The 25611-nt window shown below is 60.1% G+C and carries 23 protein-coding genes; 9 read left to right on the plus strand and 14 right to left on the minus strand.

Annotated features, from left to right (window positions below):
- Positions 1-200 precede the first annotated feature (200 nt).
- Both ACEN83_RS17120 and ACEN83_RS17125 read left to right on the plus strand, forming a co-directional pair.
- Positions 201-1046, plus strand: coding sequence for an SDR family oxidoreductase (locus ACEN83_RS17120; RefSeq protein ID WP_095967337.1), 846 nt, complete (start codon positions 201-203; stop codon positions 1044-1046).
- Positions 1047-1138: 92 nt separating this feature from the next.
- On the plus strand, positions 1139-2053 hold the full coding sequence (locus ACEN83_RS17125; RefSeq protein ID WP_495577817.1) for a DMT family transporter: 915 nt from the start codon (positions 1139-1141) through the stop codon (positions 2051-2053).
- On the opposite strand, the gene ACEN83_RS17130 is transcribed toward ACEN83_RS17125, so the two are convergent.
- From ACEN83_RS17130 to ACEN83_RS17145, 4 genes are all read right to left on the minus strand, one after another.
- Entirely contained in the window at positions 2020-2805 is a 786-nt protein-coding gene (locus ACEN83_RS17130; RefSeq protein ID WP_495577818.1) for a tyrosine-protein phosphatase, read from the minus strand. The two genes, ACEN83_RS17125 and ACEN83_RS17130, sit on opposite strands and share 34 nt — an antisense overlap.
- Positions 2806-2807: 2 nt before the next feature.
- Positions 2808-4007 carry a phosphotransferase gene (locus tag ACEN83_RS17135; protein ID WP_495577819.1) on the minus strand — a complete coding sequence of 400 codons (1200 nt, stop codon included), beginning with the start codon at positions 4005-4007 and terminating at the stop codon, positions 2808-2810.
- Positions 4004-5041, minus strand: a complete 1038-nt coding sequence (locus ACEN83_RS17140) for an amidohydrolase family protein (protein WP_495577820.1) — start codon at positions 5039-5041, stop codon at positions 4004-4006. Before ACEN83_RS17140 ends, ACEN83_RS17135 begins: the two co-directional genes overlap by 4 nt.
- 143 nt (positions 5042-5184) lie before the next feature.
- Positions 5185-5346 carry a hypothetical protein gene (locus ACEN83_RS17145; protein WP_495577821.1) on the minus strand — a complete coding sequence of 54 codons (162 nt, stop codon included), beginning with the start codon at positions 5344-5346 and terminating at the stop codon, positions 5185-5187.
- Positions 5347-5444: 98 nt separating this feature from the next.
- Between ACEN83_RS17145 and ACEN83_RS17150 the strand changes: the two genes are divergently transcribed.
- Positions 5445-5894: a hypothetical protein gene (locus ACEN83_RS17150; RefSeq protein ID WP_495577822.1), complete on the plus strand. Its 450-nt coding sequence runs from the start codon at positions 5445-5447 to the stop codon at positions 5892-5894.
- 170 nt (positions 5895-6064) lie between these two features.
- On the opposite strand, the gene ACEN83_RS17155 is transcribed toward ACEN83_RS17150, so the two are convergent.
- The gene (locus ACEN83_RS17155; RefSeq protein WP_095967342.1) at positions 6065-6976 is read right to left on the minus strand and encodes a LysR family transcriptional regulator; all 912 of its coding nucleotides are present in this window, start codon (positions 6974-6976) and stop codon (positions 6065-6067) included.
- A gap of 173 nt (positions 6977-7149) precedes the next feature.
- The gene (locus ACEN83_RS17160; protein WP_495577823.1) at positions 7150-8076 is read right to left on the minus strand and encodes a quinone oxidoreductase family protein; all 927 of its coding nucleotides are present in this window, start codon (positions 8074-8076) and stop codon (positions 7150-7152) included.
- Between the two features lie 257 nt (positions 8077-8333).
- Here ACEN83_RS17160 and ACEN83_RS17165 point away from each other — a divergent pair, with 257 nt between their 5' ends.
- Positions 8334-11897: an indolepyruvate ferredoxin oxidoreductase family protein gene (locus ACEN83_RS17165; RefSeq protein WP_495577824.1), complete on the plus strand. Its 3564-nt coding sequence runs from the start codon at positions 8334-8336 to the stop codon at positions 11895-11897.
- A 61-nt stretch (positions 11898-11958) separates the two neighbouring features.
- Positions 11959-12516: a GTP cyclohydrolase I FolE gene (folE, locus tag ACEN83_RS17170; RefSeq protein WP_095967353.1), complete on the plus strand. Its 558-nt coding sequence runs from the start codon at positions 11959-11961 to the stop codon at positions 12514-12516.
- 39 nt (positions 12517-12555) lie between these two features.
- Here folE and ACEN83_RS17175 read toward each other — a convergent pair whose 3' ends face one another.
- Genes ACEN83_RS17175 through ACEN83_RS17195 form a run of 5 tightly spaced genes read right to left on the minus strand, consistent with a single transcriptional unit; the run spans position 12556 to position 18733 of the window.
- Positions 12556-13311 carry an SDR family NAD(P)-dependent oxidoreductase gene (locus tag ACEN83_RS17175; protein WP_495577825.1) on the minus strand — a complete coding sequence of 252 codons (756 nt, stop codon included), beginning with the start codon at positions 13309-13311 and terminating at the stop codon, positions 12556-12558.
- 26 nt (positions 13312-13337) lie between these two features.
- Entirely contained in the window at positions 13338-14390 is a 1053-nt protein-coding gene (locus ACEN83_RS17180) for a phosphotransferase family protein (protein ID WP_495577826.1), read from the minus strand.
- A complete protein-coding gene (locus ACEN83_RS17185; RefSeq protein ID WP_495577827.1) occupies positions 14387-15682 on the minus strand; it encodes an acyl-CoA dehydrogenase family protein in 1296 nt (431 codons plus the stop codon). Before ACEN83_RS17185 ends, ACEN83_RS17180 begins: the two co-directional genes overlap by 4 nt.
- 24 nt (positions 15683-15706) lie before the next feature.
- Positions 15707-16444 (minus strand): SDR family NAD(P)-dependent oxidoreductase, encoded by a 738-nt coding sequence (locus ACEN83_RS17190; protein ID WP_495577828.1) that lies wholly within the window; start codon positions 16442-16444, stop codon positions 15707-15709.
- A 51-nt stretch (positions 16445-16495) separates the two neighbouring features.
- On the minus strand, positions 16496-18733 hold the full coding sequence (locus ACEN83_RS17195) for a CoA transferase (protein WP_495577829.1): 2238 nt from the start codon (positions 18731-18733) through the stop codon (positions 16496-16498).
- Between the two features lie 194 nt (positions 18734-18927).
- Here ACEN83_RS17195 and ACEN83_RS17200 point away from each other — a divergent pair, with 194 nt between their 5' ends.
- On the plus strand, positions 18928-19350 hold the full coding sequence (locus tag ACEN83_RS17200; RefSeq protein ID WP_495577830.1) for a VOC family protein: 423 nt from the start codon (positions 18928-18930) through the stop codon (positions 19348-19350).
- Here ACEN83_RS17200 and ACEN83_RS17205 read toward each other — a convergent pair.
- Genes ACEN83_RS17205 through ACEN83_RS17215 form a run of 3 tightly spaced genes read right to left on the minus strand, consistent with a single transcriptional unit; the run spans position 19332 to position 22122 of the window.
- A complete protein-coding gene (locus tag ACEN83_RS17205) occupies positions 19332-20111 on the minus strand; it encodes an SDR family oxidoreductase (protein ID WP_495577831.1) in 780 nt (259 codons plus the stop codon). The genes ACEN83_RS17200 and ACEN83_RS17205 overlap by 19 nt on opposite strands.
- Before the next feature lie 23 nt (positions 20112-20134).
- A complete protein-coding gene (locus ACEN83_RS17210; protein WP_495577832.1) occupies positions 20135-21163 on the minus strand; it encodes an oxygenase in 1029 nt (342 codons plus the stop codon).
- A 17-nt stretch (positions 21164-21180) separates the two neighbouring features.
- Complete coding sequence (locus ACEN83_RS17215; RefSeq protein WP_495577833.1) at positions 21181-22122, minus strand: Rieske 2Fe-2S domain-containing protein; 942 nt, start codon at positions 22120-22122, stop codon at positions 21181-21183.
- Positions 22123-22444: 322 nt separating this feature from the next.
- Here ACEN83_RS17215 and ACEN83_RS17220 point away from each other — a divergent pair, with 322 nt between their 5' ends.
- From ACEN83_RS17220 to ACEN83_RS17230, 3 genes are read left to right on the plus strand one after another with little or no spacing between them, the layout of a single operon-like run.
- Positions 22445-22921 carry a MarR family winged helix-turn-helix transcriptional regulator gene (locus ACEN83_RS17220; protein WP_495577834.1) on the plus strand — a complete coding sequence of 159 codons (477 nt, stop codon included), beginning with the start codon at positions 22445-22447 and terminating at the stop codon, positions 22919-22921.
- A complete protein-coding gene (locus tag ACEN83_RS17225; RefSeq protein WP_495577835.1) occupies positions 22914-24092 on the plus strand; it encodes an HlyD family secretion protein in 1179 nt (392 codons plus the stop codon). The genes ACEN83_RS17220 and ACEN83_RS17225 overlap by 8 nt, the downstream gene beginning before the upstream one ends.
- Complete coding sequence (locus tag ACEN83_RS17230) at positions 24085-25611, plus strand: DHA2 family efflux MFS transporter permease subunit (protein ID WP_495577836.1); 1527 nt, start codon at positions 24085-24087, stop codon at positions 25609-25611. The genes ACEN83_RS17225 and ACEN83_RS17230 overlap by 8 nt, the downstream gene beginning before the upstream one ends.

Genomic DNA, 25611 nt, shown 5'->3' on the forward strand with positions numbered 1-25611 from the left:
AACCTTAAAACTGTACCCTTCAGGTCCTATCAGGGGTTACGGCAGGCCTAATACTGCACACATAACTCATAATTGTTCAAATAAACTTTGACGATTTTCACCTTTAGGCTTTCAATGCCCCTCATACACCCACGCAATACGCGGTGTTCAGCAGGAAAAACGCGCTAAAAATCCTTAGAAAAAAAACAAGAGGAGCCACCATGAACATTGATTTGAGCGCCAAACGCATCATCGTCACGGGCGCTTCGCGGGGCATCGGCCTGGCCATTGCTCGGGCATTCGCCGCTGAAGGGGCACGGGTCGCGATCTGCGCCCGCAGCGAGACAGCCGTCCGCGAAGCGGGTGAACTGCTTGCCGAACACGCCCAGGCAGTCATTGCCCGGGCTGTGGACGTGACCGACAGCGAAGGCGTCAAGGCGTTCGTGGCGGAAGTGGCGGCCACTTGGGGTGGCGTTGATGTTCTGGTGAACAACGCAGGCCAGGGCCGCAGCGGTAACATCGATACCCTGACCCCGGAAGCGATTCTCGAACATGCCAACATTTTGCAGATGGGGCATTTCCGCTTCGTCCAGGCCGTGGTGCCGCACATGCGTGAACAACGCTGGGGGCGAATCATCGAAATCAACGCGCTGGCCGGGGCGATTCCGACGCCTGACGGTATCCCCTCGGTGATCAACCGCGCCTCGTGTATCGCCCTCTCCCGCTCGCTGGGCATGTCATTGCCCAAGGACAATATCCTGGTCAACAGCCTGAACATGGGCTGGATCGATACGGGTCAGTGGGACCGTCACTACAAGGAAATGGGGCCGGGTGTCAGTCGGGAAGAGTTTGATGCCATGGTGATGAAAGTCGTGCCTCTGGGGCGTTACGGCAAACCGGAAGACGTCGCCGGCATGGCGCTGTTCCTCGCCAGCGAATACGCCAGTTTCATCAGCGCCGCCTCGATCGACATCGCTGGTGGCATGGGCGGGCAGATTGCTTATTTCCCAACGCTCAAGCGTGACTTTGCGGCAGCCATAGCGGCGCGCAACGCGGCTGACAAATAACCTGCGCACCCTTCGCGGTATTCACCCGACGGCCGCGTGAGCGGCTGCCGGTCCCGGTGCGCCCGGCGCACCCTTCACGTCGGCGCCTTGCGATGAACCTGCTGCTACCTATTTTTGCCACACTGATCTGGGCCGCCAGCACGGTGGTCAATCGCTTGTCGGTGGGGGTTATCGACCCGGCGGCGATTTCCTTCTACCGCTGGCTGACCGCCCTGCTGGTCCTGTCACCGGTGTTATTACCCAAGGTTTGGCGTTTACGGCGCCAGATTCGTCCTCATTTGTCCAAGCTGTTACTGCTGGGTCTGCTTGGCATGTCGCTGTACCAGTCACTGGCGTATTTTGCCGCGCACACCGTCACCGCCACCTCCATGGGCTTGATTCTGGCAACCATGCCGCTGCTTACCGTGCTGTTGGCGTTTCCGGTCCTCAACGCGCGCCCGACGCCGATGTTGCTGATCGGCGCCCTGATCTCGTTTGCCGGGCTGGCCTGGTTACTGGCAGCCGGCGACCTGCCGTCGCTCTGGCAGCAGGGCGTGGGCCAAGGTGAGCTGATGATGTTGCTGGCGTCGCTGTCGTATGCGCTGTACTGCGTGCTGGTGAAACGCTGGCAGATTCCCCTGCCGACCTGGGAAAGCCTGTATGTGCAGATTCTCTGCGGCACGCTGTTGCTGGTTCCGCCCTTCCTGCTGGCGCCATCGATTGCCCTGACGGCCAGGAACATCCCGCTGGTCCTGTTCGCCGGCCTGTTCGCTTCGGCACTGGCACCTGGCCTGTGGATGCGCGGCCTGCAAAACCTCGGCGCAGAAAAAACCGCGGTGTTGATGAACCTGGTGCCACTGTTTACCGCCATCCTGGCCATCGGCCTGCTGGGGGAAACACTGCACCTGTACCACGCGGTGGGTGGCGGGTTGATTTTGCTGGGGATTGCCTTGGCGCAGTGGAAACCCGCGCGGGCCAAGGTCCGCGCAGTGACTCAGGCCACCAGCAAGGAATCGCGCAACGTTTGAAGGCCCGCTGTATTTAAACCGCTGAAGCGTTGCAGATATCGATCCAGCCCGCCGTACTCGGACTCGATGACCGAATAGGCGGCATTCAGATACTCAGGTCGGGCATCCAATACCGCGTCCAATGCGGCTTCGCTGACCGACCGGCCGGCCATCCGGCTCACCGCGTGACTGATCGCTTCCTGGCGCCCGGCGTTCAGCTCACTGAAACGCCGGGCCGAACGCAAATAGTCATCCATGATGTGTTCAGCACAGACACCCAGGGCCTGCAACAGCAGCATGACCGCCACACCCGTGCGGTCCTTGCCGGCTGTGCAGTGAATCAGCACCGAGCCGTTGCCTTGGGTGAACAGTGTGAACAACGTCGGCAACAACGGCGCCAGCAAGCCCGGCAACTGGCGGTAGACCTCCAGCATCATGCCCCGTGCGTCCTCCGCCTGCGGATCGTCTGCCAGCATGGCCGCGACACGCGGGTCGGCGCGCACATCGCCAAGCACCTCCAGGTGAAGTTGCTCGATGGTAGGGTCGGGTACGCAATTTGGATACCGATCGCGTTCGCCGGCGCTGCGCAAATCGCAGACCGTGCGCAACCCCAGACGTTTCAGCGCCTGCCAGTCTTCAGCCGTCAAACTGTGCAACTGGTCTGCCCGTAATAGTGTGTCGCCGCCAATTCGACGGCCACAGCGGGCAACCGTGCCTTTGAGGCTGCGAAAGTTGTCGGCACCCTGCAGCTGCAAAATTTGCTGATGGACCACGCTCAATCCTCCAATAGATGTTGATAGGCCTGCGTCAACGGCCGTGCCCCCTGCCCCAGTATCGGCGTTCGGCGCGGCTTGCGACCGTGAGTGAGCAAACGCACCGTATCAAAATCTTCGGCGGCGGCAAAAAAACGCTCCACCATCGGCAACCCTGCCTGCCCCCATTCATCCATGTTCGACATCCACGTCTGCATGCCCCATACCGGCCAACGGCGCAGTTGCGCCCACGCAGCGTCCTGATCGAGTACACCTTCGGCACCCAGGCTGATCAACTTCTCCCGGTAAACCCGAAGCAGGTGCTCGGCGTCAGCCTGGCGCTGCGCAACGGTCAGTGCGCCAATCATGAAATACGCTACATCACGCCATGGCCGGCCGCGCCGGGCCAGTTGCCAGTCCAGCCAGATACGCTGGCCATCGCTGCGCAGGAAGCTGTTGCCCTGATGCGAGTCGCCATGAATCACACAACCTGGCGACATCTGTTCCCGCTCGAAGGCCGCCAGTTCATCGAAGGCATGGCTGAACAAGTCCGGTGACTCATACATCCACTTCGGCAGAAGTCGCTGGTAATCCGGTTTGCGCAGATTGACCTTGATGTAGTTGTACATGCGCAGCAGGCCGTCGCTGTCTACCGGGTTGGCCATCGACACCGGCAACCAGCCCTGAGCCTGCAAACCACGCAGGCCCCAGGTCGCCGCATGCAGCGAGGCCAATGACTCCAGCCCCCGGGCCACCCCGTCCACACCGAGGTGATCGGTGCTATGGCCGAACTGCCCGGCGGCAAGCCCCAGGTCTTCCATCATCACCACACCCCGGCCACCGCCATCGGCATCCCAGTCAGTGAACCAGGTGTTTGGCAATGGCGCGCCGGACCAGCCGTTCGCCAAATGATAGAAGCGTGATTCGAGCTCACAGATATCGCCGCTTTCGAAGCCCTCGGACCAGTTCGACTTCAGGCAAACATGCGCGGGTATACCCGCGCGCTTTCCGATCTCGTTCAGTTCCAGTTTGACGCGATACTTGGTGGTGTGCCCGTTTCGCACCTCCACCGCTGTCAACGCCAGCACTTCGATGCCGGGGTAGCGTGGCTGCAATAGCTGCGTCAGCCACGACGCGGTGACCTCGCTGAGGTGCCGCGGCAGGCGGCCGTCACGCTGCGGATAGGGCCGCCCGGTGGGCACAGTCAGCAGGCTGCCCGTCACGGCGTCAACACCGCATTGGCGTTGGCCGGCACTTTCAATTTGAGTAGTTCGATGGCGTTACCGCTGCGAATCCGCTCGCGGTCATGGCTGGACAGACCCAACCCTTCTGTGAGGTCGCCATGGTCATAGGCGCCCCCGAAGTTGGTGCCGTACAACAAGCGATCTGCTCCCACCACCTCCGCCACGCCCCGACGCAAGCCAGGCGCATGCACGTCGAGGTCGAAGTAGAAATTCTGCATGTACTCCATCAGTGGCCGTTTATTACGAGAGTCCGGTGCCATGGCCCGGTTGAGTTCGCTCAAGCGTCCCAACTGGAACACCGCCATACCGCCGGCATGGGTGATGTAGGTTTTCAGGGTAGGGAAAACATCCAGCGCACCGCCGCAGATCAGGTACCAGAAGAACAGTGTTTCATCGACGCAATCACCGACGATCGACGTGGTTTCAAATTTGTCGTCAGTGTGTTTTTCACCCCAGTAAATCGACTGGTTGAAGCCGTGCACCATGATCGGCACGTCGAGTTGAGTAAGCTTTTCCCAGACAGGGAACAAGCGCTCATCATGCGCTTCAAGACCATTGAAGTTGGCCCCACCCACGCACACACCCTTGGCGCCCAGCTGGGTCACGGCACGTTCGATTTCCTTGGCAGCATTTTGAGGATCCGCCAGGTTGGCGTGGCACCAGAAATCGAAATGGTCGGGATCGGCTCGGCAGAATGCCGACAACTCGTCGTTGCAGATGCGTGCATATTCATTGGCGAAATCGCCCGCCCAATACATGAAGCAGTGGGACGGCGTGGACATCACCAGTTTATCGACGCCCCGCTCGGCCATCAGCTTGCGACGGCTGGCGTGGCTCATGCGCGCCAGGATGTTGGCCTGCGCTTCGGCATCTGTCGCGGCCTTGGCCGGTTGCTTGGTGCCGAGGGAAAAGTGCCCCACGGTCAGCCCCTGCACCTTCATGAAAGGTCCCCAGAACTCGTGGCGGTTCAGCATGCCTTCGGTCAGCAAATGAGCGTGGACATCAATCAGCATGGCGTTCTCCTTATTGTCATTAGCCAGCGTGCCGAATCACCGATTGGCGGGTGATTGGCTTGAATTGAGGTAGGAATGCCCCAGCGCAAATATAAACATATTTTTAATTACTGTTCAGTTATTTAAGGAGCGAATCCACGATTTCAAATGATCCAGTCAACGCCATGCCCTGCTCCCCTCCACAGCGCACGCATGAACTTCTGCTGGACCACATGTATCGCCCGGCCCTGGAAAGGGTCGCGAGCCATGATCGGAACGGCCGGAACGCTCGAACGGTGATCCGGCAGTTCAAGCAACAACCGCAAAAACGGCACCGCCCTCCCGTCAGTATCTCCCCCCAATAGCGCTCGATGCGCTATACCAAAATCCCCCCGTACTACATTTGTTGAGCAGGAGGTTGATCATGAACATGAGAAACCGGTCGGCGGCGCTGATGGTCACGGTGATGATGTTTGGCTGTACGCATTCATCAAGCCAGACAGTGACCATTCCTCTGCTGGCTACGCCCCGCAACACCGGCGAGATTGCCAATGTGACGTTGGCCAGCCAAGGCCAGGAGACCGCCTTTACCTTCATCATCAGTGGGGTTCCAAGCGGCACCCTCAGTCCCTTGAATCTCTACACGTCGATCCATAAAGGCAGCTGCAAACAGCCCGGTCCCGTGGCCTACACGATGAATGACCGGATCAACACCAGCCGCATTTCCGGTACCCGTGGATGGACCTATTCACGAAGTGCGCCTGTGGCCATGTCAGCGCTGTTTTCCGCAGAGTATTCAGTGGTCGTGACCACGACACCGGCTGATGGCAACGTCGATATTTTCTGCGGAGATATCAAGCAACCCGTGAATTGAAATTGATGTACCACGCGTAGACAGCCCCTTCTGCGAAGTCACAAGAACCACCGTGTCTTTCAGTATCTGAATATCCAATACCACTGCCTACTTCGCTTGATTTAACGACCCCTCCTCCCTCGATTCCGGCCAATAACCGGCAATGCCGTGCGCCTGGCCGGCGGGCAAGACTACGAAGCGCAAGCCATGATCATGAACTGCCGAAATGCCTGGGCCGGTGCGGACAAACGGGTATCGGGCAACCAGATCAGTCCGAGCTCCATGGGCGGGATCACATCCACCAGCGGGCGGATTTCAATTTTCTTGCCTTCCAGTGACCAGGCCCGATAAAGCATGTCCGAGAGAATGGTCACGCCAAAGCCATGGCCCACCAGGCCGCGCAATGCCTCCATGGAAGAGGTGCGAAAGGCCACTTTGGGCGCCAGGCCACGGGACTCCCAATAGCGCGACGTGGAAATTTCTCCCTCGTCGACCGTGGCGAGGATATAGGCATGCTCGGCGACGTCTTCGAGATTGATCGAGGGCGCCGACATCAGCGGGTGCTGGCTGGCCAGCCAGAGCTGACGACGGGAGCGAATCAGCACCTGATGGGCCAGCCCCTCCAGGTTCGGTGTGTTGGAGACAATCGTCAGGCCCAGGTCAAGATCGCCATTGCCCAGGGCTTCTTCAATGCTCTGGCGGTCCATGTCGACGAGGTCAATCTCGACCTGCGGGTAACTGCGTTTGAAACGGGCCAGCAGTGCCGGCAGAAAATAGCCAAGCACGGTGTAGGAGGCCCCCACGCGCACAGTCCCCTGCATGGCATGGCCCAGAAACAGCGGCTCGCTGAGCGCGTCCTGCAGTGTGTCGAGGATGTGCCGCGCATGCTGGGAAAACTTGTTGCCTTCAGCGGTCAGGGTCACGCCGTGGGGCAGGCGATCGAACAGGCTGACACCCATGGAGTGTTCCAGGTGCAACACCGCCGCGGTGATCGCCGACTGCGAGACATGCGCCTTCAATGCCGCCTGGGAAAACTGCCCGGCATCGGCGGCGGCCACAAAATAACGCAGCTGGCGCATTGAAATATCTTTGCCTTTTGTCATCTGATTGGGTGATACCTGGCGCAGGTTGATCAAGCAGGTGGCGGGCCGCAAAAAAATCGTCGCTTTCGGTGCCGCACGCCACAAAGCAATGGGCATCTGGGCTGGGGATTTTCACCCGCAGCACCAATGCTGAAAGGCCCCCCCGGCAAGGGCGCCCTTGCGTGTTGCCCTGTTTAACGACGAATCGAGGCGGTAATTTTTGCGTGGGGCCCATTGACCTGAGCGGCCCAGGCTTCAGCTGCCTGGTCCAGGGTGAAATCCAGGTAATCCACCTCGATCTGCTGCTCCCTGGCGATCTTCAGCAGACGCAGCCAGATCTGCTCACGATCTGCGGGCGAACGCTGGCCTGTGCCGATGCACGACAGGTTGCGGAATAGAAGATCGGCAATGTCCAGATTGAGCTGGCGACCGGCACCGGTGCCAATGGTCATGATACGCGCGCCCCAGCTGGTGGCTTTCAGAGCCGTCAACATGGGTTGACCGCACACCAGGTCCAACACCACATCAAATCCGCCATCGGCGGCGTCCTTGAGTGCAGCCACATCATCAGCGCCACCCAAGGTCACTACAGCGTCGGCAAGGCCCCGAGATTTCAGGCGCCCCAGCGCATCAGCCGACCGAGCCGCACCAACCACCTTGCCCGCTCCCATGCCGCGGGCCAGTTGCAAGGCGATCTGCCCGAGGGTGCCGGTGGCGCCCAGAATCAGGACTTTTTCACCCTTCTGGATCGCGGCTTTTTCCAGGGGAACGATGGCACCGGTTGCGGCAATGCCCATGCTGATTGCGGTTTTATCGTCTACATCGTCGGGCACATCCCACACTTCGGCTTGCGGCACCAGGGTTCGCTCCGCGAAGGCACCAAAGGGCAATACCGAGCGCTCGCCGAAGTACACCCGGCGGCCATCCGGCGCACGGCCGACGCCTTCGCCGCGAATGACACAGGGATATTCAACACCCAGACGGTAGGCGCCCAGTACATCCCAGCCGCCCAGACCAGCGGTATCAACATCGATCAGTACTGCGCCGTCTTGCGGCTTCGGCTCGCGAAACTCGCCGACTACTGGCGGCGCATTGCGCTCGGAAATGATTGCGGCACGCATGGCATTCTCCTTGTCTGTTTTATTTTAAGGCTGCACCCAGAACAATAGTTGAACATATTTTACGAAAATGTCCACATTATTACTCTGACAGGCGCTTGAACTGTCCTGCAAACATGAAAAGCCTTATCTGAATAACCAATACCGAAACGCAGTTTTTGTGATTTTACGATGGCAAAACCGATCCCTAGACTCGGCTCAATAACTAGGCAACGCCACTCTCCCGGCGCCGCCACGACAATAAAGCCTGGAGGATGAGCATGAGTGCGTCCCCGTCCCTGGATGACAAATACATCCAGCACAGCGGAAAAGTTTTACTCACCGGGATTCAGGCGCTGGTGCGCCTGCCCATGATGCAGCGCCAACGCGACCTGGCCAATGGCTTGAACACCGCCGGGTTCATATCCGGCTATCGTGGTTCGCCACTGGGTGGATTCGACCAGGCACTATGGAAGGCCCGTGACTATCTCAAGGAACACCACACGGTGTTCCATCCGGGCATGAACGAAGACCTTGCCGCCACGTCGATCTGGGGCACGCAGCAGGTCAACATCTTCGAAGGAGCCACCTACGACGGCGTATTCGGCATGTGGTACGGCAAGGGTCCGGGCGTCGATCGCTGCGGCGATGTGTTCCGTCACGCCAACGCTGCCGGCACGTCGCAATTTGGCGGTGTATTGGCGATTGCCGGCGATGACCATGGCGCTCGCTCTTCCTCGCTGCCGCACCAGACCGAGCATATTTTCAAAGCGGTGATGATGCCGGTGCTGGCACCGTCCGGCGTTCAGGAATATCTCGACTACGGCATGCACGGCTGGGCCATGTCGCGTTATTCCGGCTGCTGGGTCGCCCTCAAGGCAGTCGCGGATACAGTGGAGAGCGCGGCCGTTGTCGATATCGACATCCATCGCATTCAGCCCATTATCCCGGATATCCCGCTGCCGGAAGGCGGCCTGAATATTCGCTGGCCAGATCCTCCCTTGGAGCAGGAGCAGCGGCTGCTGGAGCACAAGCTGTACGCCGCCCTCGCCTACGCACGCGCCAACCGGATCGACCGCATCGTGATGGATTCACCGAAAGCGCGAATCGGCATTATCACGTCCGGGAAGTCCTACCTCGACGTCTGTCAGGCGCTGAAAATTCTCGGTATCGACGAAGCCCTGGCGCAGCAAATCGGCCTGCGTGTGTACAAGGTCGGTATGGTCTGGCCGCTGGAAGCTGAAGGTGTGCGGCAGTTCGCCGAAGGCCTGGAAGAGATTGTGGTGGTGGAAGAAAAACGCCACATGATCGAGTACCAGCTGAAGGAAGAACTCTACAACTGGCGTGAAGACGTGCGTCCGCGCATCGTCGGCAAGTTTGACGACAAGGGCGAGTGGAGCCTGCCGCACACCGGTTGGCTGCTGCCAGCGGTAAACGACCTGACGCCGGCAATGATCGCCCGTGCTTTGGCCAAGCGTATTTTGCGCCTGCATCAGAACGGTCCGCTGCAAGTGAGCCTGGCGGTGCTGGACGCACAACTGGCCAGTAAAGGCCAGTTCAGTAACCTGATGGAGCGCGTGCCCCACTACTGCTCCGGTTGCCCACACAACACCTCGACCAAAGTCCCGGCGGGCAGCCGTGCGTTGGCCGGTATTGGCTGCCACTACATGGCGGCATGGATCTATCCACAGACCCAGACGTTCAGCCAAATGGGCGGCGAAGGCGTGGCGTGGATCGGACAGGCGCCGTTTACCAAGACCGAGCATGTTTTTGCCAACCTCGGCGATGGCACCTATTTCCATTCCGGCATTCTCGCGATCCGGGCCGCCATCGCGGCCAAGGTGCAAATCACCTACAAGATTCTCTACAACGATGCCGTGGCCATGACCGGTGGACAACCGGTGGACGGCAGCCTCAGCGTGGCGCAAATCAGTCGACAGCTTGCGGCCGAGGGCGTGCAGCGTCTGGTGGTGGTCAGTGACGATGTCGAGAAATACCAGCACATCCGTGATCTGGCAGACGGCGTGCCGGTGCTGCGTCGCGACAAGATGGACGAAGTGCAGGAACAGTTGCGCCAGTTCAAGGGCGTGTCGGCAATCATCTATGACCAGACCTGTGCTGCGGAAAAACGTCGGCGTCGTAAACGCGGCAAATTCCCGGACCCGGCACGCCGGGTGGTGATCAACGAGGCAGTGTGTGAAGGCTGTGGCGATTGCAGCAGCAAGTCCAACTGCATGTCGGTCGTGGCGGTGGAAACCGAGTACGGCCGCAAGCGTGAAATTGACCAGTCCTCTTGCAACAAAGACTTCACCTGCCTCAACGGTTTTTGCCCGAGTTTTGTCACGGTCGAAGGTGGCTCCTTGCGCAAACCCCAAGCCCTGGCGGCAGCGAAGGATGACGCGTGGGATTTGCCGACGCCCGCGACCGTAGCGCTGGATGAGCCTTACAGCATCTTGGTCACTGGCGTGGGTGGTACGGGCGTGGTGACCATCGGCGCACTGCTGGGGATGGCGGCGTTCATCGAAGGCAAAGGCACGCTCAATCTGGACATGGCCGGCATGGCACAAAAAGGCGGTGCGGTGTGGTCGCACATTCGCATTGCCGCGCACCAGGAACAGTTGTTTGCACCCCGGATTGCCGAAGGTGAAGCGGCCTTGCTACTGGGCTGCGACCTGGTGGTCAGCGCCAACACCGAAACCCTGTCCAAGCTGCGTCACGGTGTTACCCATGCATTGATCAACAGCGAGGAAAGCATCACCAGCGCCTTTGTGCGCACCTTCGCTCAGCAAGCGGAAAGCGGTGATTTGCTGAAGCACCCAGATCCGAAATTCCAGACCCAAAGCATGTCGGCACAAATTGCCGAAGCGGTGGGCTCGGACCAGGCGGACTTTATCGACGCAAGCAAAATTGCCACGGCGTTGATGGGCGACTCGATTGCCACCAACACCTTCATGCTTGGCTATGCCTACCAGAAAGGTTGGTTACCGGTGGGTAAAGCAGCGCTGCTACAGGCCATAGAACTGAACGGCACGGCAGTGCCCTTCAACCTCTCTGCCTTTGACTGGGGCCGGTGCAGCGCCCATGACCTGCCGCGGGTATTACGCAATCTGGAAGCCGGCAAGGTGCAAAGCCCGGACCGCTTACTGTCACAAAGCCTGGAAGAAACGCTGGCACGGCGCGTGGAGTTTCTCACTGCGTACCAGAACTACGCCTATGCCCAACGCTACCGGTATCGTGTCGAGCAATTCATCAAGGCGGAAACCGCACTGTTCGGACAACCCGGCAAGCTGTCGGCGAGTGTTGCCCGTTACTACTTCAAAGTGCTGGCCATCAAGGATGAATATGAAGTAGCCCGTCTGTTTACCGACGGACAGTTTCTGGAAAAAATCCAGGCCAGCTTCGAGGGCGATTACCGCCTGCGCTTCCATCTGGCGCCGCCGCTGCTGAACGATAACGGCTCCGGCCGCGAACCGAAAAAACGCAGTTTCGGTCCATGGATGCTGCAAGGCTTCAAGCTGCTGGCCAAGCTCAAGTTCTTGCGCAACACCTGGCTCGATCCGTTCGGCCATACCCATGAGCGCAAGGTGGAACGCAACTGGTTGGCGAACTACGAATGCATCCTCGACCTAGTGCTGACGGGTTTGACTGCCGAAAAGCAGGCCCTGGCTCAAGAGTTGGTAGAGCTGCCTGAAAGCGTTCGCGGGTATGGTCCGGTGAAAGAGCGGTTCCTCGACCACGCACAACAGCGTCAGGCGCAGTTGCTGGTGCAGTGGCGTAATGGCAAAACCGCTCAGTTCCATGATGCCAGCCAGAGCAACAGCAAAATCGCCGTCACTCAACTGTAAGCCTTGCCCGGGCTGCACATTGTGCAGCCCGGGATGTTGGTTAATTCAACAAGGTCAAACCATGAACGAAGAACTGGCCAGAAATTACCGTGAGATTCTCCACGGCGTAGGTGAAAATCCAGAACGTGAAGGTTTGCTGGACACACCAAAGCGCGCGGCAAAAGCCATGCAGTACCTGTGTCATGGCTACCAGCAAAGCCTCGAACAGATCGTCAATGGCGCACTGTTTGAATCGGACAACGATGAGATGGTCATCGTCCGGGACATCGAACTTTACTCCCTGTGCGAACACCATTTGCTGCCGTTTATTGGCAAGGCCCATGTCGCCTATATACCGACGGGCAAAGTCCTGGGGCTATCGAAAATCGCGCGGATTGTCGATATGTTCGCCCGCCGTTTGCAGATTCAGGAAAACCTGACACGCCAGATTGCCGACGCCATTGCCCAGGTGACCGATGCCGCCGGGGTGGCGGTGGTGATCGAGGCAAAACACATGTGCATGATGATGCGCGGTGTGGAAAAGCAGAATTCGGTGATGAGCACCTCGGTGATGCTCGGGGCGTTCCGCGAATCGTACAACACCCGCCAGGAGTTTTTGCAGCTGATCCGCGGTCGCTAGGCACGTGTGCCGGGTTCACCCAGGCACACCGCTTGTCATTCAACTGAGCATCATCATCCCGCCGTCAATCACCAACGTCTGACCGGTGACAAACCGCGAACCATCGCCGGCAAGAAACACCAGCACGGGCGCCAGGTCCCGGGCCGGTTCACCCAGCTTTCCGCCGATTGGCACTTGGCCGGCCATGTACGCATCGTGTTGCTGCAATTGCTCGGCGCTCATACTCGCGCGGGTGGCGTCGTACATTGGCGTCCACATCGCCGGAGCGATCGCGTTGACGGTAATGCCCAATGGGCCCCATTCCCGCGCCACCGTGCGCGTCCAGGCCAGCACCGCGCCCTTGCTGGCGGCGTAATGGGCTTTGCCCGGCTGTCCGAGTACGCCTGCGGCAGAGGCGAAATTGATGATCCGTCCGCCGCTGCCCTTGAGCAGTTCATAGGCCGCTCGGTTGGTCAGGAAGGTGCCACGGGTATTGACCGCAAAGACCTTTTCCCACTCGTCCAGCGTGATGCTGTCGGCGCTGGCATTGGGTGCGATGCCCGCGGCATGCACCAGCACATCCAGCCCGTTGAGCTGTTCGTTGGCCCAGGCAAAGGCAGCGTCCACCGATTGGCTGTCAGCGATGTCGCAGACTCGCGTGTGCGCCCAGCCACCACCGTCACCCGTTATCGAGGCTGTCTCGCCCAGGTCGAGACTGACAACATAGGCACCCTCCTCCACAAAGGCCTTGACCACTGCCGCGCCAATACCGCGGGCGCCCCCCGTGACGATGATCCGCTTACCGGCCAGTTGCATGTGCTGTTCCTTTTGTTTGGGTTTTGTCAGGCTGTTTGATCAATGCGCTGCAACGCTGCCTCGAAAAGGAGTAGCGCCGAGGCATGATGTTTTTCACCGGTGATCTTCGGGGCTTTGCCCGCACAGGCACGGGCATAGCTGACTTCAAGGAAGATGCCGAGCTTGAAGCCGGCCAATACCAGGTACCAGTTAAAGTCCGCCAACGAACGCGAACTACCGGCGCGATAGTGGGCGATCAGTTCTTCGCTGCTGCAAAAGCCGTCCCACGGGTGCACTTCGATTGTGCCGGCGCCTCGACCATCGGCACCGGGCCAGGTGACCACCAGCCAGGCCAAGTCGAGCAAAGGGTCGCCGATGGTCGCCAGTTCCCAATCGACGATTGCCGCCAGCTCCCCACTGCCGGATTGGAACATCACGTTGGACAGGTGAAAGTCACCGTGCTGGATGCCGACCTGAAACTGTTGCGGGCAATGCTCGTCCAACCAGTTGGCCAAGCGTTCGAGGCCCGGTAGTCCGGCCGCACCAGGCCAACCCGGGTAGTCTTTGACGCTGTCCAGCTGAGCCAGCCAACGTGACACCTGGCGCTGATGAAAACCCTCTGGCCGCCCGAAATCCGCCAGCCCCACCGCCTCGTAATCAATCTCGCTGAGGCGTAACAGCGCATCTACCATGGCCAGGCCCATGCGTCGGCGCAGTGCCGGTTGTTCGCTGTGTGGCGCAGGCAAACCGGCGGCATCATTGGGGTTGAAGCCCTGCACCGGCTCCATCAAGTAGAAGCTCGCGCCTAGAACGCTCTGGTCGGCGCAATCGGCAATCAATCCGGCATGGGGCACTCGGGAACCGGCCAAAGCCCTGAGCAAACGAGCTTCGCGTGCAATGGTTTTGCTGCCGACTTCGCGCAGCTCCGCAGAAGGCCGACGCAGCACAAAGTCACGCTGGCCCCGACGAAAGCGCAGCAGCAGATTTTGCGTGCCTCCCGTCAAGCGCCGGGGCGCCTCGATGGGTCCGCTTTCCAGGCCCATCGTGTCCATCCACTGCGCCAGACGCTCAAGGTCTACCAGTGGCTGCCAGTCGCTCATGGCTCCAGCTCACTCAGGCTGGCCAACACGTCGGCGTACTTTTCCCGGGCACGGGCTGCCGCGGTAGGTCGGTGATAATCAGGGAACAGCTCATCGCAGGGCTGATAATCACGCAACAACTGCTTGGCCACCGTGACTTTGTGCACCTCGGTCGGTCCGTCGGCCAGGCCCATCTGGAAGGAGCGGACGATGTACCCGGTAAACGGCATTTCTTCACTGACCCCCAACGAGCCGTGCACGTGCAGGGCGCGGGCGGCGATGTCATGCAGCACCTTGGGCATGATGGACTTCACCGCAGCGATGTCTTTGCGCACCCGCTTGTAATCCTGATAGTGGTCGATACGCCAGGCTGTACGCATCACCAACAAGCGAAACTGCTCCAGCTCGATCCATGAGTCGGCAATTTTTTCCTGGACCATTTGCTTGTCCGCCAAGCGGCTGCCCTGGGTACTGCGCGAAAGGGACCGCTCACACAGCGCATCGAGGGCTTTCTGTGCCTGACCGATCACTCGCATGGCATGGTGCACGCGACCGCCACCCAGACGTACCTGGGCCACAACAAACGCCTGTCCCGGCGCACCGAGCATGTCGGTTGCAGGTACTCGCACGTTATCGAATGACAGGTAGGCGTGGGTTGCCGCCGGATCATCGGCGATACCCACGTTGCGGATAATGTGAACCCCGGGGGCGTCGGCGGGAACGATAAACATCGACATGCCTTCGTAGACCGAGACCGACTTATCCGTGACCGCCATCACGATGAGAAACGCGGCATAGCGGGCATTGGAGGCAAACCATTTTTCGCCGCTGAGCACCCAGTCATCCCCATCGCGCACCGCTTGAGTGGTAAAAACGGCCGGGTCCGCACCTCCCTGGGGTTCGGTCATGGCGAAGCAGGACACGATGTCACCGTCGAGCAAGGGTTGCAGGTAACGCTGCTTCTGCGCCGGGGTGCCGTAGTGCGCAAGGATTTCGCCGTTACCCGAGTCCGGCGCCTGGCAGCCAAATACAATCGGACCGAACAGCGAGCGCCCGAGAATCTCATTGATCAAGGCCAGGCGCACCTGGCCATAACCGGCGCCCCCCAGTTCCGGCCCCAAATGACACGCCCACAATTTGCGCGCCTTGACCTGCGCCTGCAGCGGTTTGACCAACTGCTTGAACAGCGGATCATGGATGTTCCACGGGCTGCCCAGCACATGATCGAGGGGTTCGACTTCGGTGCGGACGAACCGATCGATCCAGTCCAGCTCCACTTGAAATTCAGGGTCAGTCTGAAAGTCCCAGGCCATGGTGGTACTCCTAACAAATAGCGATCAGGCCAGCAGCATGCCGCCGTCGACCAACAGGGTTTGGCCGAGCACATAGCCGGCCAGCGGCGAGGCGAGAAACAAGGCAACGTTGGCCATGTCCCGGGGCGTTCCCAGACGCCCTTGCGGGATGGCGCGCAGCGCCCCTTCCAGGCGCTTGGGGTTGCTGGTGGTCACCCGTGTGAGCTTGGTTTCCACCAGTCCCGGGGCAATGCCGTTCACCCGGATACCGTCCCGGGCCCAGGCTTCGGCCAGGGTGCGAGTCAGCCCGAACGCACCGGTTTTTGAAGCGTTATAGGCGGGGTTGCCACGCGTCGAGTGGAACGCGGCTGCCGAGCTGACCGTGATCATCGAACCCTTCGCCTGCATCAGCAGCGGATGAAACTTCTGCGCACACACCATCAGGCTGGTGAGGTTAACGTCGAGCACGCGCTTGAAGCCTTCGGTGAGAAATTCCTGCCGGTCGTAGAGCACCGTGCCCTGTGCCTGCACCAACACATCCAGTCGCGTGAAAGGCACGCTGACAGCCTCGATCTGCGCCGCGTTTGCGACATCGACCTGAGCGTAATGCAACCCCTCAAGGTCAGAGTCGGCAGAGTCCTCGTACGCCGCTGCAGTGGCACGCGTGCCCCACACGTAAACCTCGGCGCCGCGTTGGCGGAAGCTCTGTGCGATGCCGTTGCCGATACCGCTGGAACCGCCGATGACCAGTACGGTCTTGCCGCTGAAATCCAACTCGTTCATAGGTGTTCCTTGTGCGTATCAATGAAGGCTGCCCATCAAAAAAATCGGCGGCTACAGCGCCACCAATCCTGCCGCGGCCAGGCGCTCAAGCTCGCTGCCGGCAAAGCCGAGGCTTTCCAACACTTGCCTTGTATGTTGGCCGAGGGCAGGCGGTGGACGACGCAGCGACAACGGCAAATTGCCGAAATCCCAGAACACGCCGATCTGCTGCAAGTCGCCGTAGACGGCGTGGTTGTAATGGGCATGCAGGCCGGCGGCGGCATGTTCCGGGCTGTCGAGAAAGGCATCCATTTGCGCTTCAAGCACCGGCTGCGCCGGGACCCTCTCGATGGCTAACGCTGCGAGCGCCGCCTCCCGGGTGAGGTCTGCAAAGTAGGCTTGAGGCTGGCCACTCGTCAGCGCCCGGAAACGCTGCACTTCGTCCAGTTGCAGCGCGACCACCACCAACCAGGCATCGCTGCATCGGTACAGGCGGTGGGTGTCACTCAACCCGGTCTGACGGGCATCCATGTGGGCGACCGGCGTGAGGCTGCCGTCCTCCAGCACCACGGCCTCGCTCATCGACAGCAGCGTGGCGCCCAATAATGACGAGCTGACCATCTGCCCGACGCCACTGTGGTTGCGCTCGTACAAGCCCAGCAGCAAGGCATAGAGCGAGGACAGGCCGGCAAAAAAATCACCCACACCAAAGCGCAGCCACATCGGCGCCTGGCCCTCACCACCCTGCTCCACTTCCCACCCGCAGGCGGCTTGCATCAGTTGGTCAAAGCCGGGCCAATCGGCACGCGGGCCGGTCGGCCCATAAGCACTGACATGGCAATAAAGCAGTTGCGGGTTAAGCGCTTTGAGGCTGTCGTAATCGACCTTGAGTTTTCGCGCGGCCGGCAGACGCATGTTGTGGTGCACTACATCGGCCCAACGCACCAACGCTTCCACAGCGGGCTCGGTTTGCCGATCACCCAACTGCAACGCCACGCCCAGCTTGCCGCGCTGGGTGCCGCTGAAAATCCGTTCCAGGCGTCGCATCGCATCACCTTTGGGCGCCTCGACCTTGATCACTTCAGCCCCCAGGTCTGCCAGCAACATGCAAGCAAACGGGCCGGCCAGGTACGCGCCGAGGTCCAGCACCTTGAGGCCATGCAAGGGTGGCAAGGGGGCGGGACTCGCCCCGGACTGCGGCGCCTGATGCTCAACAACTGCATCGAACAGTTCGGCGTTCCCTTCTCCCATCAGCGGCGCACTGGCGCCGGTTCGCGCAGGTGGCTGGACCTTCCAGGCCGCCCCTGGCTGAAGGGTCTTGCCCATCTGCACGTCGTCGACTTCGACCACATAGCCATTCACGCGGGCTTGTTCGTCAAAGTAGATCTCGCCAAACGGCGCCGCTATCTGTGCGGCAACATCGTGCTGCCAGAAATGCTCGACCCACTCCTGCGCAGGCCGAGTGGCAATGATTGCCTTATTGGCGCCGAAGTTGGGCGCCACATGGCTGGGGGGCCATAACGCGTTCAGGCGGGCGACTTCGGTTTCTCCGAGTTCACTCAGCGCTGCGGCCATCCAGGGTGATTTGTCTGGCGAATAGTGCACATGCAACCAGCGCCCATCGGCGCATTGGTGCAACGGAATCGGAATGTGTTTATCCAGGCCCTTGGCGAAGGCTGGTGTCGGCGTTTGGGCGCGGTTCCAATGCATGGTCATGGGCACCAGAGCGGCCTGGGCCAGGCTCGTATGGGCAATGCCACCCCGGCCATCACGCTGACGCGCCAGCAATCGCGCCATCACCCCGATCACACACAGCCAGCAGGCCAGCCAATTGGCAAACGGCATGCGTACGAAGGCCGGACCGAAACGATGCGCCGGTTGCTCGTCCAGCAGGCCCAGGCGCGCCAGGATCAATGTCTCGTGGGGAATCGAATTGGCCAGCGCATGACGTTGCGGCCAGCCACCGATGGCGGAAATGACCAGGCGAGGAAAGTCCGCCGCGAGCTGCTCGTCCGCCAATCCATGGACTTGCGCCTGCGCAGGCGTGAAGTCGTGCAGCAGCACATCGGCGCTGGCCAGCAGATTCTGCAACTGTTGGCGGTCAGCAACGTTTTCCAGATTGAGCGTAACGCTGCGCTTGCCGCGGTTGAGCACCGCAAACAATGCCTGGTGATCCCTGGCAGGGTTGTTCAGTGGCTCGACCATCACCACTTCAGCGCCAGCTTCACTCAGCTGTAGCCCGGCAGCAGAACCGGCAATGCCGGAACACAGGCTGATGACGCGGATACCTTCAAGGATTGCCTGGCTCATGCAGTACCTTCGAGTGTCTGTTCTGCCCATCGCGTTCTGCAGCAGAGCTGCAGAACGCATCCATGGGTTCACCCTAAGCCATGACGGAAATATTCCATAGTTAGATTAGTATTCCAAATATAGAATCATAAGTTAAATTCAACACTTATATAGAATATGTTCATATATGCACTTCCACCACCGAGGACCTCGAGATGATCCTGCGCATGGACCACTTCACCATCGTCACCGACCGACTGGACGCCACACGTGATTTCTATGTTCACATGCTGGGCTTGGTCGAGGGGCCACGGCCGCCGTTTCCGGTCCCCGGTTTCTGGCTATACGCGGGCAATCAACCTGTACTGCACGTGGTGGGCGTAACACAGATGCCAGAGCCGCGACGGGGTGTGCTCGACCACATGGCGTTCCATACAGAAGGCTTGCTGACGATGTGGGAACACCTCGAACACCATGGCGTGCACTTCAAGGTGATTCGGGCACCCGGCGATCAGCGCACTTGGCAGTTGTTCATGCAGGACCCCAACGGGGTTGAAGTCGAGCTGGATTTCGACGCCAGCGAAGTGCCGCCCGCCGATTGGAAGGCCCGTGCAGGCGGTTACATCAAACCGGCGTAACTGCCGCCATCGACCTGCAGATTTTGCCCGGTGATATAGCCGGCCTGCACCGAACACAGAAAAGCACAGGCGGCGGCCAACTCACTTGGCTGCCCGAATCGTCGCGCCGCTATCGGCCTCAACATTTCTGCCCGTGCCTGCTCCATGCTGAGTTGGCGGTGCTTGGCCACCTGCTCGGTCATGTAGCGCATGCGATCGGTTTCAATGCGCTCCGGCAGCAAGTTGTTGAGGGTCACGTTGTCGCGCACCACCTCCACCGACAGGGCTTTGCTAAAGGCCGTCAACCCGGCTCGCGCTGCGGTGGACAACCCCAAGGGCAAGCGTGGCGACTTGACCATTGCCGAGGTGATGTTGACGATGCGACCAAAACCTCGCGCACGCATACCACCCACCACCGCCTGAATCAGCAAGATGCCCGAGAGCATGTTGGCCTCGATGGCAGCCTGCCAGGCCGCATGATCCCAGTCTTCAAAACGCCCAGGCTCAGGCCCGCCGTTGTTGGTCACCAGAATGTCGACTTGCGGGCACGCGGCCAGCAGCGCCGCACGCCCCTCAGCCGTGGACAGATCGGCCACCACCGTGCGCGGCAGTCGACCGGTGCTGCGCAGGATGTCTTGGGCGGATTGCGCCAGGGTCGCTGCATCGCGACCATTGATCAGCACGTCACAACCCTCCTGCGCCAAGGCCAGCGCACACGCTTTGCCCAGCCCTCGTGAAGAGGCACACACCACTGCCGTGCGCCCGGTTATGCCCAGATCCATTCGATATTCCTCGTGTATGTGCGTCAGTCATCCATGCCCAGCAAGGCACTGATATTGCGACCCGGTTCGGCATCGCTGCCGTAGGCGAACTGTCCCGCGCGTTGGCGTTCGGCCAATTGCTCCATCTGGTAGCGATAACGCGTACCCGGCGTATCGAAACGCGAATGCAGGTCACGACGCTCGCCGGCCTCGAAGTAACGTTGGTTCTGCGGACGCACCACCGAGTTGTCCTGTGGCTGGATGATGTAGTTGATGCGTGGCATCACATAGCGGAACGGTGCGGGTGCAGCGGTGGTATTGAACGTGACGTCACAGCGCGAGCGGTGTTTGCCCACCGGCAGGAAAGGTTGCAGGTTGGGCACGTCATAGCCGGGGCGAAAGCGCGGATAGGAGATGCACACGTTGCTGCGCAAATGAATGTGCAGCACGGCGCGAAAGTCCTGGTATTTGGCGCGCACACCGCCCACCCAGCGCATGATCGGCGCTACTGATTTTTGCGCGACGGTACGGGTACGGGTGACCGTTTCGGAGGTCCATTGCACCTCCACCACATCCGACTCACTGATGCCGTCGCCAATGGTATTGGCGTGCAGGAAATCGGCATGGGTCAGGTCAATCAGGTTTTCCACTGACAGCGCCGACGTCGCGTCAAAACGCACAGTGCGTTGGGTATAGCCGGGGAGACTGCCATCGAGCGGCAGAAACGGAATGTGTGGCAGCAACAGCGCGTCGGCCGCGTCCGGGTTGCCGTACCAGACCCAGATGTAGCCATAACGCTCGACCAATGGGTAGAACCCGCGCCCTCCCGTAAACGCAGTCAATTGCGGCGCCTTGTCAGGTCGATGGGGGTGAAATTCAGCCGCCACCGGCTGTCCGTTGTCGCGCCACAGGTAGTAGGGCTGTGCGTGAATAATGCGCCGAATCGGCCGCGCGCTCAGGTCACGGCTATGGGCCACCGGGAACCAGGTGTCGCGCAGGTCATAGTTGATCGGCGTCCAGTCGCCCCGCACTTTGCCTGGCAGGGTGTCATTGGAAGAAGGCACGGCATGCATGGTCGGTTCTCCTGGGCTCAGACGACAGCGCTGACGGGAATAAGGTGTGGCTGGCGCAGGGTGCGTAGTTCGCGGGACGACGCCTCAAGCAAGGCTGCGATGGCCGCACCGTCAATCAGGCTATTGATGTTCAATGGTGGCTGTTTGCGCAGGCGTGCCAGCCGCCAGCGCAAAGGGGCTTTGGCCGGTACCTGTTGATGCACGTAACCACGCCAACAAAGACTGGTGGTACCGCGACGATTGGCGCCCGCAGAAATCATCAAGGTGATCAGCGGCAACTCGTCCTCACTGAGTAGATCCACCCGAATCATGCCGCCCTGCAACGCCACGGCAGTACGCACAATCAAGGGGTAATCCACCACAAACTGCGACGGCAGAAATTGAGTGCTCCACACTGCACCTCGTTCCAACACCATGCGCCCCTGCTCACTGCGCAGATCGCCAAGGAAGAAGTCAGTCATGCGCACATGGGAAAAACCCAGCAAGCACTGCGGACCGTCGAGCATCGCCGCCAGGTATTGGTCATGGTTCATGTTGACGATCGTGGCGCCAGTGAATTCGCGCCCGCTTGGCTTGTAGTCGCTGCTGGGCAATTCACCGTGCGGCGTGCCCTCGCCCAACCACACATGGACAAAACCATTCGCCTCGCTGACTGCAAAGGCTCGCGCCCCATAACGAGCCGGGACGCGCTCACCGGCGTGCAGGTTAGGAATCTGCGTACAGCTGCCCGTGGCGCCGTCGAAGGTCCAGCCGTGGTAGCCGCATTGCAAGCCGGACGCCACCACCCGCCCCAGGGCCAGCGGTACGCGCCTGTGCGGGCAACGGTCTTCCAAAGCAAAGGCCTGGCCCGCGGCATTCCGGAACAGGACCAGTTCCTCGCCAGCGAAGGCCACGGCCAGGGGCGCTTGATCGTTCACAGCTTCGGAAAGCGCCATGGCCCACCAGCCTGGAGTCATCATTGAACTGCCTCATTGTTGTTGTGTTTTTGGGCAAATGCGTTGAACGCAGTCAGCGCTAACGGTAGCGCCCCGAGGGTGATAGATCAAACACAAATAGACATTTATCTGCTTTTTGTTCACTTGTATTCATCCCAATAAAAAAGCATGCGCCAACTCATAAACCCGAAGCAAAAGCCCTAAATATTGGAAAAAAGACCATTTCATAGGATTTATATGAACTGTTTTTTTATTACTGATCATATTTTTATGAAAAACCGCTAGCGGACAATCCATAAGCCTGATTACCATGAGCTTGCTCATTGACTTCAAGGTGCGCTGAACAATGTCCCAATCCACCCTTGGCTTTGTCCTCCATGACGTCGCCCGCTTGATGCGCAAACGCTTTGAACAATGGGCACGCGCAGCCGACCTCACGCGTTCGCAATGGCAAGTCCTGGCGAAGCTTTCCATCCATGAAGGCATTCATCAGAAAGGCCTGGCCGACCTGCTGGAAATCGAGTCGGTCACCTTGGTGCGCTTGCTGGACAAAATGCAGGAGCGCGGCCTGGTCGAGCGCCGCAACCACCCCACCGATCGTCGTTGTTCCCTGTTGTTTCTCACCCCCGCGGCGCATCCGCTGTTGCAATTCATGCGCACCATCGGCGAGCAGACCCGACGGGAAACCATGGCGGATTTCTCCCCTCAGGAGCACGACCAATTGCTGCACTACCTCGAACGCATGCGTGAACACCTGCTGACGGCCTGTGGCCAGCCGGTGGACGAAACTCCACGTTGTGCAGGCGAGGTGAAACATGGCTGAGCCCACACTCCAGCGCCCAACCGTTCACGCCGAGGCCCGCCCGCTCGACCCCTTGGAAAAGCCGCCGCAGACACCCGAATCCCCAGCTCCTGATGGACATGCACAAGAACCAATCGAGCCGACACGGCAACACTGGCGTATCGGCCTGTTTGCGTTGGGCCCGATTGCCGTCGTGGCGTGTGCCGCCTGGTACGTGTTTGGCGGCCAGACGGTGAGCACAGACAATGCTTATATCCAGGCTGACCGGGTGGGGGTTTCCACCGATGTGTCCGGGATCATCGCGGCGATTGAAGTGACTGATAACCAAGCCGTGAGCAAGGGCCAGGTTTTATTCCGCCTGAAACCCGAACCCTTTGAAATCGCCGTGGCCAGCGCCCAGGCGCAACTGGAAAACGCGCGCAACCAGATCCTTTATCTCAAGGCCAGCTACAACCAATCGTTGGCCGAGATCGCCCAGGCGGAAGCCCGGCTACCGTACTTCCAGACTAATTTCCAACGGCTGGAAAAACTGGTCAGCGTTGCCGCGGTGTCAAAGACCCTCTACGACGACGCTCATCGTGACCTCGACAATATCCGCCAGCAGATTGCCGTCGCCAAAGCCCAGGCCGCCGCAGCGTTGGCCCAATTGGGCGGCCGGCTGGACCGCCCTCTCGAACAACACCCGTCGTACCTGCAAGCGCTGGCGGCGCTGAATGAGGCCAAGCGCAATCTGCGCAACTCAGTAGTGACTGCGCCCTTCGACGGCATCGTGACCAACGTTGACGCATTGCAAGTGGGCGCCTTCCTGCAACCACCTCAATCAGCTTTCAGCCTGATCTCCAGCGAACGCTTGTGGGTGGCCGCCTCGCCAAAAGAGACAGAACTGACCAACGCCCGGGTCGGCCAAGGGGTCACCATCGAGGTGGACACTTACCCCGGTGTGACCTGGCATGGCACCGTCGACAGTATCAGCCCGGCTTCCAGCGCCAGTTTCTCGCTGCTGCCGGCGCAGAACACGACGGGCAATTGGGTGAAGGTCGTGCAGCGCATTCCTGTACGCATCCGGATCGACGACACCGCCGGCAAACCAGCATTGCGCCATGGCATGAGCGCCGTGGTCAACATCGATACCGGCAAAGCCCGTGGCCTGCCGAAACCGCTGGCCGCCCTGTTCGCCCTCCATCATGAATGAAGTGACCGGACCATTGCCGCCTTCGCCACTGCGGGTATTGATTACGTTCTGCGTGGTGCTGGCCGTGGTCATGCAAGCGCTGGACACCACCATTGCCAACGTCGCCCTGCCCTACATGCAAGGCAGCGTGTCGGCCAGTGCCGACCAGATCAACTGGGTCCTGACGTCCTACATCGTGGCAACAGCCATAATGACGCCGCCTTCGGCATTCCTTGCCCGACGCTTCGGTCGCAAGCGTGTCTTGCTGTGGTCGATCTTCGGTTTTGTGCTGGCATCCGTGCTCTGCGGCATCGCTCGCTCCCTGGAAGAAATCATCCTGTTCCGCCTGCTGCAGGGGCTGGCTGGGGCGGCATTGGTGCCGTTGTCGCAAGGCATCTTGCTGGATATCTACCCGCTGAAAGACAGGGGCTCGGCCGTGGCGCTGTTTGGGGTTTCGGTCATGGTCGGCCCTGTGCTGGGGCCGATGCTCGGCGGCTGGCTGACGGAACACCTCAGCTGGCGCTGGGTATTCTTTATCAATTTGCCCATCGGCCTGCTGGCCTTTATCGGCATGACGCGCTTCGTTCGGGAAACACCGGCCGACAGAACGGCACGCCTGGACTGGCTGGGGTTTGGCTCGCTCAGCGTGGCGATCATGGCAATTCAACTGTTTCTCGACCGCGGCGAACAACTGGGCTGGTTCGACTCCGGGGAAATCATCCTTGAAGCGCTGGTCGCGACCGTGGCCACCTACATTTTCCTTGTGCACACCTTCACCCACGACAAACCCTTTATCAGCCTGAAGCTGTTCAAGGACCGCAACTACTCGGTAGCCGTCGTGTTTATCTTCATCATCGGTATCACGTACCTGGCCTCGCTGGCGCTGATGACCCCCTACCTGCAAACCCTCATGGGCTATCCGGTGCTCACCGCCGGCATGGTCATGGGGCCGCGTGGCCTGGGTACGATGCTCAGCATGTTCGTTGCCGGGAAGATCATCGGCAAAGTCGATATCCGCTGGATACTGTTCTGCGGCTTGATGCTGTCGGCCTGGTCGATGTACATGATGACGGGCTGGACGCCGGCAGTTTCCATCGACACGATTGTCTACGTCGGCTTCGTCCAGGGCGCCAGCCTGGGCTTGCTGTTCGTGCCGTTGACCACCATAGCCTTCACCACGCTGCCTCCACATCTGCGTGGCGATGCGACTGGCCTGTACAACCTGTCGCGTAACGTCGGCTCCAGTGTCGGCATTTCGATCGTGACCGTGCTGTTGGCGCAAAACACTCAGATCAATCATGCCGAAATCGGCGCCTACGTGACGCCGTTCAACCGCCTGTTCGATGCCTGGCCTGTCAGCCACCAGCTCAATCCACTCACGGCCGCCGGGCGTGCAGCGCTGGACGGCATGATCACCGTGCAAGCCAGTTGGGTGGCCTATTTGAATGACTTCAAGCTGTTGATGTGGTTATCCATTGGCGTCGTGCCGTTGCTGCTGATCTTCAAGACAGCGAAACAACAGACGGGCACAACGACCTGA

It is taken from the genome of Pseudomonas sp. Pseusp49, assembly GCF_059491875.1.